Raw genomic sequence first — 13481 nt, forward strand, 5'->3', positions numbered from 1 at the left:
GGCGCCGATCAGGCCTATTAAACGCTTTTGTACGGAGACGGTTACCGCCACGGTGGTTGATGCAACGATGAATCTGCTTCAACATCGCAAGATGCTCGTCACCCGCACCAACCTCACCGACCTCGCCTATTTCCTGGCGATCGCGCGGCACCGGAATTTCCGTCGGGCCGGTCTCGAGCTTGGCGTGTCCGCCTCCGCGGTCAGCCATGCACTGAAGAATTTCGAAGCCCGCGCCGGCGTCCGACTGATCAACCGGACCAACCGGTCCGTGACGTTGACGTCGGCCGGCAAGACGCTCGAGCAGTCGGTCTCCGGGTCATTTGCCGACATCGGCTCCGCGCTAGAAAACCTGGATCAGCTTCGTGCCAATCCTGGCGGTAAGATCCGCATCAATGCCGTGGTCGATGCGGTAACGTTGGTCCTGGGCCCCGTGCTCGCCGAACTGGCTCGCCGTCACCCCGATATCGAAATAGATCTCGTCTCCAGCAACCGTATCGTCGATGTCGTCGGCGAAGGGTTCGATGCAGGCGTGCGCTATGGCGGCACCGTGCCCGAAGACATGATCGCCCAGCGTCTTTCAGCCGACCTCAGGTGGGTGGTTGCCGCATCCCCCGGCTATCTGGAGGAGCATGGCACGCCAACGCACCCGAACGAACTGAAGCATCACCGCTGCCTGGGCGTTCGGCTCGGCGACGACAGTATCTACCGCTGGAGTTCGAGGGGCCGGACGGCGACTTCGACGTGCCCATCAAAAGTGCCATGACTGCGGACGATAGTCGCTCAACATTGGCGATGGCACTGCATGGTGCGGGTCTGACATTTGGTCTTGAGGCCCTGTTTGCCGAGTATGTCGCCGATGGCCGTCTCCGCCTCGTGCTGACCGACTGGGCGACGATGGGGCCAGGCTTCTACCTCTATTACTCCGGACGGCGACAAGTGCCCGCGGGTTTGCGCGCATTGCTTACCATAGCGGCTAAGCTGAAACCGCTTGGCTGACGGATACCTGGTTATAAGGATCGAGCTCAAAACGCGCGTCGGAACGCCGACTCTTTAACTCAGTTTGTGTCCAACGAACCCATAGGTCGCCGTTCTAATGCCTCCATTGCCTTCAATTTTAGACGTTCGTAGTTGTGTTGGGCAATTTCGGAGGCCCACTCATGCAATATCGGTTTCATGGCTCGTCGATTGCCCCTCAAGGCCCGGTGCCTAGACAGGAATGAACACTGTACCGTCCATCAATATGCGAGCGGATCTGCTGAACGAGGTACGTCTTATCCGCCAGCCGTCTTCGTTTTCGGACTCGGCCCCAACCGGAACAGATCCGGAGGCGTGGCCTATGCGCACCATGCTGCGAACGCCGGTGATCGTGCTCACAATGGTATTTGGAACCGCCGCCGCGGCTGCGATTGCCACCGTCCCTGTCCCCGTCATGGCGTGGTGAAGCTTGCCCATGGAGAATGTACGCGCCACCAAGTCGATCGAGGCGTCGTCCACACGCGTTCCGCTGGCCGTGACATAATCCCGAGGGCGATTGACGTACGCGAGCTTGGGGCTCTGCCGATACCGCGCGGTAACCTCCTCAGGTGTCGCGGCAAAGCCCAGGCGAACCGCGGCATGGGCCCGCATCTGGTCGGCTTTAGCAAGCAGTTCTGGATTGGCGTTCACCTCCGCTGCGGTCTCCACGCCAGTCAGCCCCAGAGCGTTCGCGTGGACCAAGATCGTCGGGCTTCCGGCATCTATCAACGTTGCTTCGAAGGGTACCCCGCCCGACCACTCGATGACACTGGTCGGAGACCCAGTCGGAAAGAGATCGGGGCCATCTGGTCCGCTTTCGAAGTCCAGTCGAATTTCGGCCGCGGGGAATGCAACGCCGTCTAGAATGAAGTCGCCATGCTCCTGTACCTGACCTCCGCAGAACGGAACGTGTGCCACGATCAGCCTTGCCGTATTGACCTGCCAGATCCGGATGGGAGCGATGCCGTCGCGGGGCACCTCCAACATGCCGCGATGGAACGCGAACGGGGCCACCGCCGCTGCGAGGTTACCGCAATTGCCGCTCCAGTCCACGAAAGCGGCATCGATGGGTAGCGCAGCCGAGTAATAGTCCAGGTCGTACCCGGGGCGGGCGCTCCTGCTGACGAGCGCAGCCTTGCTCGTACTCGAGCTTCCGCCGCCCATACCATCGATCTGCTGACCATAAGGATCGGGACTGCCGATAGCGCGAAGCAACAGCTTGTCTCGAGTCAGAGGGTCGGCGGGCAGATCCGCGGGATCGAAGAACAGCCCCTTGCTGGTGCCGCCACGCATGAACGTCGCGCGTACTTCCATCCTCATTCGGGTCTCCGCTACAGCAGTTCTCGCGGGGCTCGCCGCGCCATCGCGAACCGCTCGCCAAACCCTATGCTTTGTCGTTGAGCCACTCAATCTGCGCATGAGCGATCGCCGTCATGCCGACCTGTTCAGCCAGCGCCGCGTGTAGCGGTGGAACGGCGCAATCTTCAAGCGCTGCGGCAATAGCATCGGACAGGGCTGCGATCGTGGCGAGTTCGCGTTCCTGCAACGCTGGCGTCACCGAGATCAGTGCCTGTCGGAGCTTGGCAATGGAAATGGGATCTATCTCATCAGGGATTGGGTGGCCGCCATCCGCAAATTGGTAAGGCTGTACGGCTTTCCGACGATCGGTATGTCGGCGAATTCGGACGCCAGGCCGGGGCGTTCGTCGTAGCCGCTGGCGAAGAAGAAGGCGATCGACACGCTGGAGAGGCGGCGTGCCAGCGGTGCGCTGTTGAGGTCGCCTATGCCGATATCGAGCATGACGATGTCGACGCCACCGCGATCGATCGCTTTCTCGGCGCCGATCAGGTCGGCCGCGATCTCCACCTTCGCGGCACCCAATTGATGAAGCAGGTCCTCCGCCTCGAGCGCGACGATCATGTTATCCTCGAGCAGGAGCACGGATAGTCCGGCCAGGGGACGTTCCGACGGTGCGTTGGACGATGCCGTTCCGATAGGAATCGCTACCAGCATTTCGGGCTCCGCCACGACATGCGCCGCGGGCACGAAAAAGTCGGCTTCGAACCCTGCGGGTGGGTAGCGGGTGCGCGCGAGACCTTGCAGGTCGAACGGGATCATGCGTTCGATGATGACCGAACCGAACCCTCGCTCCCTTGGCTCGGAAGGCGTCGGACCCTGGCGCTCGCGCCACGCCATGCGCACGCCGTCGGTATCGTTCGTGATGTGGAGCTCGACCGTCCCGCTGGTCGAGAACGCGCCGTGCTTGACGCTGTTCGTGACGAGCTCGTGGATGACGAGTGCCAATGTCGCGAGCGCCTGCGCGTCGAACCGAACGGCGGGCCCGAACATCTGAAACCGATCGCGCCGGGTCGGTACGAACGCGGCGATCTCGTCGTCCAGCAACGCGATCAGCGTGCCGGAGACGCCATCGCCCCGCGTCGCGTGATCGTGCGCGCGCGCCAAGGCCTGGACACGGCCGCCAAGCGCCGCGACGTAATCCTCGGTGCCGATACCGTCGATCGCGGTCTGGCCGATCAAGCCGCGGATCAGCGTCAGGATGTTGCGGACCCGGTGGTTGAGCTCGGCAATCACCATGTCCTGTCGCGCGGATCCTTGCTCGGCGTGATTGGTCTTGGTCACCAGCAGCTTCAGAAGGATGCGATCGAATGCCGTGCGGATCATCTCCGCGGCACGGCAATCGCTATCGGTGAACGACGAAGACTGACCGAGGTTGCCACGTACGAACGGACTGAAACTGGTTCTGGGATGCGGCAAGCTCGCTGCCGTGGGTGGTTCGCCTATGTCGACGACGACGACGACAGGATCGGGATCGCCACCCCAGCGCTTCTCTTGGGCGCCCGCCTGCCGGAACAGCAATAAATAGTCGCGAGGCGACCGGGCGATGGGAATGGCGAGCACGCCCGCCGCTCGCTCAGAATGGACGAGACAGTCCGTCGCGCAGACGCGGTCGATATCCGCCCTGTGGAGGCTTTCCACCAGCGTCATGATCGCAGCCTTGTCGGGCACTGTCCCGGCAGTGGTGAGCGCGCCGTTGTTCGTCAGCGCAATGCCGTCGCAGTCTATGACCTTCGCGATCGTCGTGCTCAACCACACCGGATCGGCCAGCCGCGTCGGGTCTGCCGATGCCGCGCTGGCAATCTCTTCGATGGCGATACGGTTGCGCGTATCGTCCACGGCGGCGCTGGCATGCAGCCGGTTCTCCAGCGTCAGCGAGAACATCGCGCCGAAGAGTTCGGCGGCGCTGCGCATGACGAAACTCGGCAGCCGCGGCGTGAAATGGTGGCAGGCGAACAAGCCCCAGAGCGTGTTGTCTATGATGATCGAGATCGACAAGGACGCCGCGACGCCCATGTTCCGCAGATACTCGATATGGACCGGCGATACCGCGCGGGTGACTGCCAGCGTCAGGTCGAGGGGCGGCGGCGGCGCAGTCCGGCCCGAGCCCGACGAGACCAGTGCAACGGGTGCCGCGGCGACGTTCGCGATGATCCGGAAAGGGTTGCGGAGATACAGGCTTTGCGCCTGGCTGGGGATGTCGGTCGCGGGGAAGTGCAGCCCCAGCAGCGGATCGACATCGGCCTTTGCGGACTCGGCGATCACCTGCCCGGTACCGTCGTCGTCGATCCTATAGATGAGCGCGCGGTCGAAGCCGGTGATCGCGCGGACTTGGCGCGCGGCGTCGATGTAGAGTGAATTGACCGTAGCCTGCGACTGAACTTGCCCCATCATCGAACGCACCAGGGTCGCCGCACTGCTCGGCTGGTCGCTCCCGCAGGGCTCGCCTTCGATGATGAGCAGATTGCCGCTCAGGTGAAAGGCCAGATCGTAAAGATCTCCCCCCGGCCTCAAGCGCAAGCCGAAAATCCGGTCGATCCCCCGGCCGGCGCCGGGCATCGCAACGCGGTATCGCAAGTGATGCATCGCCGGCTGCGGGATCACGCGATCGAGAAGCATCCCGATGGCGGACTGGGCCTCCATCCCGAGAAACTGGGACAGGTTCGCCGATGCCCTCTCGATTACCCAGTTGTTGGTTACCGCAAGCAGAAAGCCGAAACTCTGGATGCGTTCGGGAAACGTGATCGGTTCGCGCTCGCAATCCGCGTGCATCTCGCAATTATCCCCATCCCTCGGATTTATTTGAAGTATTGCTGGGTCGAGCAGGCAATGTTCAAGAATCCGTTGCGCCATCATCCGACACCTCGTTCGGCGATCCAACATCAAGATCGACTAAGGACTAGTACGTAAGGGGCATTACCTAAGTTGCCGTACGTACTTTAACTTCGGTTAGATTGGTTGGATGTAAAGGTAGGAGAGGGTGGGCGATCGACAAGACGCATTCATCCCGAGATCGAAGCACGGAATATCTGCAACTCTGACAGCGGCACATTCCAAGGGGTCCTATGAGCGTCATCGACAGAATGGATATGCTATCGCGGCCCAGCCCGAGCGCACTTGCACAGCGTTGGAGCGTGGCCTGGTTCGAACTCGATGCGCAGGCCCGGCTGGTGCTCGACGATGCGCTGCGGTTGCAGAGAACGAACCAGGCAGGACAGCGATTGCTCGATGTCGGCATGGTCGCCCCGCATGTCGGCCACCGCCTGCGCTTTGCCGAACCTGCATCCAATCGATTGTTTCAGCAGCAGGCGGCGCTCGCGCTGTCGCGCGACGAGGCGGTGGCGGCGTTGATCCTGCCTTTCGGCGTATCGCGCTGGGTCGCGGTGACAATTCTCAAGACCATCGTCGATGGAACCTGGGTGTTGCTGGTCACGCTGGACGATATCAGTTCGCGCGCGCTGATCGACGCAAGCATAGCCGGCGCGATGTTCGGCCTGACGCCCTCCGAACTGCCGGTGTTCCAGGGCGTGGCCGACGCGGTCTGCCCGAAGGAGATATCGCGGACGCTCAACATCTCCGTGAACACGGTGCGCGCCCATCTGCGGTCGATCTATGCAAAGATGAATGTCAGCGGGGCACCCCAGGCACAAAGAATAGCCTTGTCGCTTTCGGTGCATGTTCAACGCAAACTACACCATAGCGATAGTCAATCAGACCTATTCAACTGAACGATTTGTGAACGAAGGCTAGTGTGTAGACAAAGACCATCGGCGATCCAGTCGATCAATAGCACGGGAATTCATCATGAACGGATTTAAGGTTCTCTCCATCGCCATCGTTGCTTCCACCGCATTTGCCGGTGTTGCCAGCGCTGCTACGTTGACCACGTCGGGCACGATCGCACCGGTCTGCAAGGTCGACATGACCGCACGTTCGTTCGATCCTTCGCACCAGACGCTGCAGAACATCGCTGGCGTGCTGGTCACCTGCAACAAGGCCGGCAACAAGGCGATCACCGTCGATGCTTCGAACGGCTATTTTGCAGGCCCATCCGCGTCGCAGGTTCACTACAACCTGACGCTCGATCTCGACGGCAACCTTCTGCCGTTCAACAACGTCAACATGACCAGCGCGGCGATTACGTCGGGTATCGGCGCACCGGATGCGACCGTCGCCAACGGCCTGCCGGGCAATTTCTCGGTCACGCTGCAGTCGCTGCCTTTCCTCGCTGGCACGTATAGCGAGAGCTGGGATGTGACGGTCGGCTGATACTACTGGGGTGGACGCTGCAATCCGGTGGCGTCCACCTCCTTTTTTTTCCGGGGGGAAACATCGTGCTGAGAACATCGCGCCGCGTCATCGCCAGCCTCGCCCTTACGGCCCTAACCTCGACGCTCGCCTTCGCCTACAGCGTACAGCCGATGATCTACACGCTGACGCCCAGCGGCGCGCGATCGACGGCCCGGATCACGGTGACCAATACCCGAGCCGAAGTCCTCAACGTCGAGCTCCAGCCGTTCTCGGTTACGGTCGACGAAGCCGGCAAGCGGGCCTTCACCCCGGCACCCAGTGATTTCCTGATCTTCCCGCCGCAAGCCAGCATCGCCGGCGACAAGTCGCAGCTGATGCAGGTACGCTATGTCGGTAAGCCAGAGATGGACAGGGGCAAGGTCTTCGTCCTCCGCGTGAAGCAGACCAATTCCACCGAGATGGTCAAGCAGGACGCAGCGGCGGCGATGCAGAGCCACCTGGCGATGTCGCTCAATTTCAACACCACCGCGATCGTCCAGCCGGACTCGCTGAAGCCCGCGCTGGCGATGACCGGCGATCTCGTGCTCGGAAAGGACGGCGCGCTGCACGGACGAATGACCAACAGCGGCGCCGGTGTCGCGGACCTGACGCTCTATAGTTGGCAGTTGAAACGCGGTGACAAGGTCGAACCGCTCGCGCTCGACCAGATCCGCTACGGCGACGCCGTCTTCGTGATGCCTGGCGCGTCGCGTGAAATGTCCCTCGTCGATACGATCAAGGGACCCGCCCAGCTTATCATCGGCGCTCTTCCGGAGGAACGAGGTGGCCGCGGGCTATGACCGCGCACGACGGTCTCCTTGGCGTGCCCAACGGTACTTAAGGCGATCGGCGGTCAGCCTCTGTGCACTGTCCTGCGGCTCGGCCGCAGGTGCAGCCGTTTTCCCGTTCGCGACGCTGGACGTCGCCGCGTTGATCGCGGCCGACGATGCCGTCGCTGGCGCCGGTGAGGCGCGGCAGGGGAACGGGCGCGTTCCCCCCGCTGTCCCCCAGGATGTCCAGCCTGCGATACCGCCGCCCTCGGCAATATCGCCTCCAACGACACCCCCCCTGGTGACACCGCCGTTGGTTCCGCGCGGCCTCGTCGACCTCGACGCGCCGTTACTCGTGAACGGGCGCCTGATTGGTGAGATCGGCGTTCGCGTCGATACGGCGGGCAACGGCGATATCGACGCCATCCGCCTGTTGGCGCTGCTTGGTCCCAGCATCGACGCCACGCTGTTCGCCAAGCTGAAGGCGAAAGTCGGATCGGCTCTCCGGGCACGCTTCGACGCGCTCGACGTCCCGCCGATCCATGTCGGCTATGATCCGGCGACGCTCGAGGTCGCCGTTACCGTGCCGGCGAGCGCACTCGCGCTCCAGTCGCTCAGCATGCGCGGCGACGTTCGTCCCGATCCGTCGCGATACATGCAGCAGGCACGGCTTGCGGGTGGTGTCGGATTGGCGATCGATCAGGGATTCATCGACAGCGGGCCCGACCGCGGACGGTCGCCGTTGCGCGTGACGGCGGACGGGTTCGTCACGTTCGGCGCGTTTCCCGGCGTCACCCTCCGGTCGGGCGGTGTCCTCGCCGAGCATGACGGCGGGCATTACGGGTTCGATCGAGCAGTGACGCGGCTGACCTATGACGATTTCGACTCGGCTATCCGCTACGCAGCAGGAGAGCTGACGCCGCGCATCACGGGCTTCCAGGGCAGCAACACGATCCTCGGCATTGCGGTTGCGCGCGACTATCAGGGGATCCGGCCGTTCGAGAATATCCGTCCCTCGGGGCGCGGCGGCGTGACGCTCGACCGGCCATCGACGATCATCGTCGAGACCAACGGCGTCGAGACGCGCCGCCTGCGCCTCGATCCGGGCCGCTATCAGCTGACCGATCTGTCGTCGCAGTTCGGCGCGAACGACGTCCGGCTGATCGTCGAGGACGATCTTGGCCGTCACGAGGTGGCATCGGCAGCCTTCTTCACCGCGACCGCGATGCTGGCGGGCGGACTCACCGATTTCGGCGCCGCGCTCGGACAACAGGAGAATGGCGAGCGACGCTATGGCGGTCCGATGACCGCGACCGGCTATATCCGGCACGGCTTCGCCAACCGCTTCACGCTCGGCACGGGCGGGCAATATGCGGACGGTAACTGGCAGGTCAGCGGGGAAGGCGTGGTCGGCACGCCGATCGGGCTGTTCCGTGCCCAGGCCAGCACCAGCCGGTTCGACGGAAAGCAGGGGACCGCGTTCAGCATAGACTGGCTCCAGACGCTGACGCTCGACGGAGACACCTGGAATTTCACGGTCCTGTCGAGCCGCTACAGCAAGGACTTCTCCTCGCCCTTCGATCGCGACGGACGGATCAACGACGAGCGCTGGCACGTCGATGCCCGGGCCGACTGGCGACGCGGCAACTACGGTCTCGCCGCGATCGCAAGCTACGGCAGCACGCGCAGCAACACCGGACGGCAAGGCCTCGACCTGAACGGCTATCTCACGCGCGGGCGCTTCGTCTGGACGGCCACCCTCGGCGTCGAGCGTAACCTGCCGGGCGGCTGGCATCCGCAAGGCCTGCTCGGCCTGTCGATGCGCACCGGGCGACGCGATACGATCGCAGCCCGAGTCGACACCCGCCAGAATACCGGGGTGATCGAGGCCAGCCGGAGTCCGATCGACCAGGTCGGCGACCTGTCAGGCCGGATCCAGCTCGGTCGCAGTGACGAGCGTGCGGGCGTATCCGGCGATGCGCGCTATTTCGGCAACCGGTTCATCGCGTCGATCGAGCAGGACCTTCAATATTCCCGCTCGCCGACCGGCATCGGCGCGCGCGAGACGCGGCTGCGGGCCTCGACCTTTCTCGGTTTTGCCGACGGCAAGGTCTCGATCGGTCGCCCCGGCGTCGGCAATTTCGCGATCTTCGATCGACACGCCACGCTCGACGGCGCGGCCGTCACGATCAAGGACGAGGCGGGTTACGTGGTCGGCCGACAGGATTGGCTTGGCGCGCCACTGGTGCCGCTCAACCGGGTCTTCAGCCCGATCCTCGATATCTACGACGTCGACCCGCTGCCCGCCGGCTATGATCTGGGCGACGGGCAATTGCTCGCCTTTCCGGGCTCCGCGTCGGGCTACCGGGTCGCGGTCGGATCGGCGGCGTCGCGGATCGCGATGGGGTTCATCGTCACCGCCAGCGGGCCGGTGTCGAGCTACTCCGGCGTCATCGAGAAGATCGGCGACCAGTCGTTCGGCAAACGGCCGATCTTCACCAACGACGCAGGCCGGTTCGCAGCCGACCATCTCTCGCCCGGCCGCTACCGCGTGACGATCGAAACCGTAGCCACGGTCGAGTTCGCCGTCTCAGAACTCTCGAAGGGAATAGTCGATGTCGGTACGCTTCATGCAGTCCGCCCTTAGCCGCTGGCTTCCCGGTGCCGCGATCGTGCTGGGGTTGGCGATGCCCGTTGCCGCGTTCGCGTGCGATGTCCGGATCGGCACGCTGGTCGCGAGCCCCATCGCCTACGACCCGTTCGGCATGACCCCCGGCGAGGGATCACTGCGAACGACCGTCGATCTGGTCGAGGGTACGGATTGCGAGGCGACCGTCGCACTGGTCGACGATGCGTCGGCACCGTTGCGCACGATCCGGTTCGGCGACGCGACGCGGCCGCTCGTATATCGGATCGAGGTGCAGCCCGGCGACGGCGTGGTAGCCGGGCTTTCCCCCGACCTGTCGACCGTCCGCCTGACGACGGCGCGGCCCCGCGTCACGATCGTCTGGAGGCTGCTGGTCGACCAGGATTCGGTGATCGCAGCCGGCGAATATTCCCGGATCGTCCAGGCGATGCTCCGGACGCCCGATGCTGCCGATGGTTTCTCCGCGCGGTCGACGCTCCTCTTGCGCAGCATCGCCCGCGCGCAGGCAAACTTCGCGGGTACGAGCAGTGGTTTTGCCAGCGGAACCTCGGCGCAGGCGATCGATCTCGGCACGCTTACCACCGGGGAACAGCGCACCGCGATGCTTCAGGTTCGGGCAAACACCGTCGCGCATCTGCTCGTCGTATCGGCAAACACGGGTCATCTGGTCGGCAGCGACTCAGGCCAAGCCCGTATCCCCTATGGCCTTGCGATCGACGGAACACCCGTCGACCTGTCGGGGCCGTCGTCGCGCACGATCGCCCCGCCGTTGACGATCGACGGCGTCGCGCTCGAACTCCGCGTCACCGTCGGCGAGGTGGCAGGCATGCCGTCAGGGCGTTACAGCGACACGATCACGATCGACGTGTCGCCCTGATCTCCGGGGTGTCGACGGCCGGTTCCTCCGCCGACGTGTCGTCGCGCCGCCGATTTGCCGTTCCCGGCGAAAGCCCCAACTTGAGCCGTACCCAGTCGGTCGGTTTCTTGGAATGCAGCTTCACTGCCAGATTGGCGCGGTACACCTCGACCGTCCGGTGGCTGATCGCCAACCGCTTCGCGATCTCCTTGTTGGACAGACCATCGATCAACCCTTCGAACACGTTGCGCTCGCGCGGTGTCAGCGACGCCAACTGATCGACGCCCGCGCGATCCGCGGTCGTGGTCTGCAACTCCCGATCCAGGCTATCGAACCCTTCCGCCAACGCAGCGAGCAGATGCGATGCATCGAAGGGACGCGCGAGAAACTGGATCGATGCCACCTTCATCGCCTCGATCACGGTCGCCACGTCGAGGGTGTCCCCCAGCAGGATCAACGACAACGGTGGCGATCGAGCACTCTCTACCCGCGCAAGGGCGAGTTGCGCGAGTTGCACCGCGCTCGCCTTCACGACGACGCACCCCGGCTCGATATTTTCGATGTCGCCCACAAATTCGTCGAAATCGGGAATGCTGGTGATAGTGTAATTCGCATTGCCTAGAACAAACCTGGATATCTCCTTGAACGTCTGGCCGGTTTTCTCGCCAACGATATAGATACACTGTACGCGGCGTCGATTGCTCGAATCCACCCTGCATTCTCCCGGTTGCGTGCTGCTACTTCTTGGAGGTGGCATTCACGTCCGCTAATCATGCGCTTCATATGCGAGCGATCATAACGAATTGCGGGTCAGTTTCGTATATTCGCGCATATGGTAAAGGCGTTGTAAATAATTACGGGCTTTTAGCATTCATGATTGCCGCGGTCGGACGCGTGACAACGGGCAAAATCGGAACGGGTCATCGCCGGAAGCGCAATCCGTAGCCTATCGGTAAGTGCCCTACGGCGTCCGGTCATGCCCAGTTGCGGTCATCCACGCGTCCACTTCCGCCACCTCAGTGCAGGGCGCTGGGAGCAGGGAGGACGCCGAAGACCTCTCGGTGGTCGAGAGGCGCTCCCGGGCCCGTCCAGCCGCCATCTTCCGGCACACTGGCAGTGCGAATCCAGATGGCGCCTCCTTCGTTCTTGGCTTCGTACATCAGCCGGTCGGCGAGGCCGACATGGTCCTTGTGGATCGCGGTTTCGCTCAGGTCCAACACCAGGGCGCCGATGCTACAGCCCAGCGCGAACGTCGTCTGCAAGCAGTTCATCCGCAGATGCAGCGTGGTGGCAAGCTCATAGCCTTCGGCTTCGCTGTCGACCGGCAGAAACAACAGAAATTCGTCGCCCCCGATGCGGGCGAACACGTCGTCCGATCGGATCAAGTCGCGCACCCCGCTGGCGAAGGCCTGTAGCGCTTCGTCCCCTGCGGCGTGGCCAAGGCGGTCGTTGATTTGCTTGAAACCGTCGAGGTCGACATAGGCGAGTATCCCCCAGAGCTGACCCTTCGCGGCCGCCGTGGCATTGTCGTAAAAGGCCTGCTCGTTGACGAGCCCGGTCAAGGGATCACTCCGCGCGCGGTTCCATTCGCGATCGTGCGAGCGGCGCGTGCCGGACATCAAAACGATGATGATCGTCACCGCCAAAATCCGCATGGCCATGTTCCAGGCGATCGCCGTGCGACCAAGGGGATAAGCCTCCAGCCCGTTCGCGGCGAGCGATACCGCCACACACGTGGCGCTGGTCAGCGCAGCCTCGCGCCAGCCCAGGGTCCACGCGGGCACGCAGATGATCAGCAGGTAGATCGGGCCGAACCATAAGGCATCTCCGGTCGCAAAATCAGCAAGTCCTGCGACTACGACGGCTGCAGCAGTCACGGTGCGTGCCTGAGCGACCGAAAGCGCGGTCGACCAAGCGATCAGAGCGTCCAGACGATCATGCCAGCGCTGAACTGGCGGCATCGCTCGAGGCGACGAAGGTAGTTTCATTTTGTTGCCGTAACGATCAAACATGAAGCTTGTGTTACGAAAAATGCCTCAGCCCCTAGGATTGAACAGGTGAGGACTGCATGGCGCGTTCGTCTTCATCAGTGCGATCAACGGTTCCCGAATGGGCATCGCAGAAATCCTGTTACATCGGACTTCTTAAGGCGGAGCCTCACCGCACGTTTCGCCGTCAAACCAGTTTAATGATCTATCCGTACGAGGAGTATGGCCCGAAGGCTGAACTGGTGGCGAGGATGTCGGATTGTTGGCGTTTGCCGCGAACGACTACACCGCTCGTGAGGGCGGCATGTCGTTTTTTGTAGGAGTTGGTTGCGGGGACAGGATTTGAACCTGTGACCTTCAGGTTATGAGCCTGACGAGCTACCGGGCTGCTCCACCCCGCGACACTTCGCTGATGCGAAGGGGGTATGGGACGTTGTGAATGGGTTTTGGATATGGTGCGTGTTTGCATGTTGCACGGGCTTCAATGCCTGGCGACGACCTACTCTTCCATCGCTTGAGCGATAGTACCATTGGCGCAGTCGGGTTTCACGGCCGAGTTC

The 13481-nt window shown here is 63.0% G+C and carries 12 protein-coding genes and 1 tRNA gene; 7 read left to right on the top strand and 6 right to left on the bottom strand.

Annotated features, from left to right (window positions below; translation table 11 throughout):
• Positions 1-67 precede the first annotated feature (67 nt).
• A complete protein-coding gene (locus J4O76_RS13690) occupies positions 68-763 on the top strand; it encodes a LysR family transcriptional regulator (protein ID WP_426282415.1) in 696 nt (231 codons plus the stop codon).
• Complete coding sequence (locus J4O76_RS13695) at positions 760-996, top strand: LysR substrate-binding domain-containing protein (protein WP_426282416.1); 237 nt, start codon at positions 760-762, stop codon at positions 994-996. The genes J4O76_RS13690 and J4O76_RS13695 overlap by 4 nt, the downstream gene beginning before the upstream one ends.
• Before the next feature lie 210 nt (positions 997-1206).
• Here J4O76_RS13695 and J4O76_RS13700 read toward each other — a convergent pair whose 3' ends face one another.
• From J4O76_RS13700 to J4O76_RS13710, 3 genes are all read right to left on the bottom strand, one after another.
• Positions 1207-2334, bottom strand: coding sequence for a PrpF domain-containing protein (locus J4O76_RS13700; protein WP_426282417.1), 1128 nt, complete (start codon positions 2332-2334; stop codon positions 1207-1209).
• A gap of 64 nt (positions 2335-2398) precedes the next feature.
• Entirely contained in the window at positions 2399-2572 is a 174-nt protein-coding gene (locus J4O76_RS13705; RefSeq protein ID WP_426282418.1) for a hypothetical protein, read from the bottom strand.
• Positions 2573-2613: 41 nt separating this feature from the next.
• On the bottom strand, positions 2614-5142 hold the full coding sequence (locus tag J4O76_RS13710) for an HWE histidine kinase domain-containing protein (RefSeq protein WP_426282419.1): 2529 nt from the start codon (positions 5140-5142) through the stop codon (positions 2614-2616).
• Positions 5143-5435: 293 nt separating this feature from the next.
• Between J4O76_RS13710 and J4O76_RS13715 the strand changes: the two genes are divergently transcribed.
• The 5 genes from J4O76_RS13715 (at position 5436) to J4O76_RS13735 (ending at position 10954) form a co-directional block, all read left to right on the top strand.
• Positions 5436-6098, top strand: a complete 663-nt coding sequence (locus J4O76_RS13715) for a helix-turn-helix transcriptional regulator (RefSeq protein ID WP_426282420.1) — start codon at positions 5436-5438, stop codon at positions 6096-6098.
• Positions 6099-6174: 76 nt separating this feature from the next.
• Complete coding sequence (locus J4O76_RS13720; RefSeq protein WP_426282421.1) at positions 6175-6639, top strand: hypothetical protein; 465 nt, start codon at positions 6175-6177, stop codon at positions 6637-6639.
• A 65-nt stretch (positions 6640-6704) separates the two neighbouring features.
• Entirely contained in the window at positions 6705-7460 is a 756-nt protein-coding gene (locus tag J4O76_RS13725) for a fimbria/pilus periplasmic chaperone (RefSeq protein WP_426282422.1), read from the top strand.
• 271 nt (positions 7461-7731) lie between these two features.
• The gene (locus J4O76_RS13730) at positions 7732-10077 is read left to right on the top strand and encodes a fimbria/pilus outer membrane usher protein (protein WP_426282423.1); all 2346 of its coding nucleotides are present in this window, start codon (positions 7732-7734) and stop codon (positions 10075-10077) included.
• Entirely contained in the window at positions 10046-10954 is a 909-nt protein-coding gene (locus tag J4O76_RS13735; RefSeq protein WP_426282424.1) for a hypothetical protein, read from the top strand. Before J4O76_RS13730 ends, J4O76_RS13735 begins: the two co-directional genes overlap by 32 nt.
• Here the strand turns inward: J4O76_RS13735 and J4O76_RS13740 are convergent.
• The 3 genes from J4O76_RS13740 to J4O76_RS13750 all read right to left on the bottom strand — a co-directional run bounded on the left by J4O76_RS13740 (position 10932) and on the right by J4O76_RS13750 (position 13322).
• Positions 10932-11504 (bottom strand): response regulator transcription factor, encoded by a 573-nt coding sequence (locus tag J4O76_RS13740; RefSeq protein ID WP_426282425.1) that lies wholly within the window; start codon positions 11502-11504, stop codon positions 10932-10934. The two genes, J4O76_RS13735 and J4O76_RS13740, sit on opposite strands and share 23 nt — an antisense overlap.
• A 445-nt stretch (positions 11505-11949) precedes the next feature.
• On the bottom strand, positions 11950-12945 hold the full coding sequence (locus tag J4O76_RS13745) for a GGDEF domain-containing protein (protein ID WP_426282426.1): 996 nt from the start codon (positions 12943-12945) through the stop codon (positions 11950-11952).
• A 300-nt stretch (positions 12946-13245) separates the two neighbouring features.
• A tRNA-Met gene (locus J4O76_RS13750) sits at positions 13246-13322 on the bottom strand.
• Positions 13323-13481 lie beyond the last annotated feature (159 nt).

The organism is Sphingomonas sp. NFX23, from assembly GCF_049887795.1.
Lineage (GTDB): Bacteria > Pseudomonadota > Alphaproteobacteria > Sphingomonadales > Sphingomonadaceae > Sphingomonas.

What these genes read in the sequence shown, in the direction of transcription:
- J4O76_RS13695 (WP_426282416.1), top strand. Translation starts at nt 760, where the DNA reads ATGACTGCGGACGATAGTCGCTCAACATTGGCGATGGCACTGCATGGT.
- J4O76_RS13720 (WP_426282421.1), top strand. Translation starts at nt 6,175, where the DNA reads ATGAACGGATTTAAGGTTCTCTCCATCGCCATCGTTGCTTCCACCGCA.
- J4O76_RS13735 (WP_426282424.1), top strand. Translation starts at nt 10,046, where the DNA reads ATGTCGGTACGCTTCATGCAGTCCGCCCTTAGCCGCTGGCTTCCCGGT.
- J4O76_RS13710 (WP_426282419.1), bottom strand. Translation starts at nt 5,142, where the DNA reads ATGCACGCGGATTGCGAGCGCGAACCGATCACGTTTCCCGAACGCATC.
- J4O76_RS13700 (WP_426282417.1), bottom strand. Translation starts at nt 2,334, where the DNA reads ATGAGGATGGAAGTACGCGCGACGTTCATGCGTGGCGGCACCAGCAAG.
- J4O76_RS13715 (WP_426282420.1), top strand. Translation starts at nt 5,436, where the DNA reads ATGAGCGTCATCGACAGAATGGATATGCTATCGCGGCCCAGCCCGAGC.
- J4O76_RS13745 (WP_426282426.1), bottom strand. Translation starts at nt 12,945, where the DNA reads ATGTTTGATCGTTACGGCAACAAAATGAAACTACCTTCGTCGCCTCGA.
- J4O76_RS13690 (WP_426282415.1), top strand. Translation starts at nt 68, where the DNA reads ATGAATCTGCTTCAACATCGCAAGATGCTCGTCACCCGCACCAACCTC.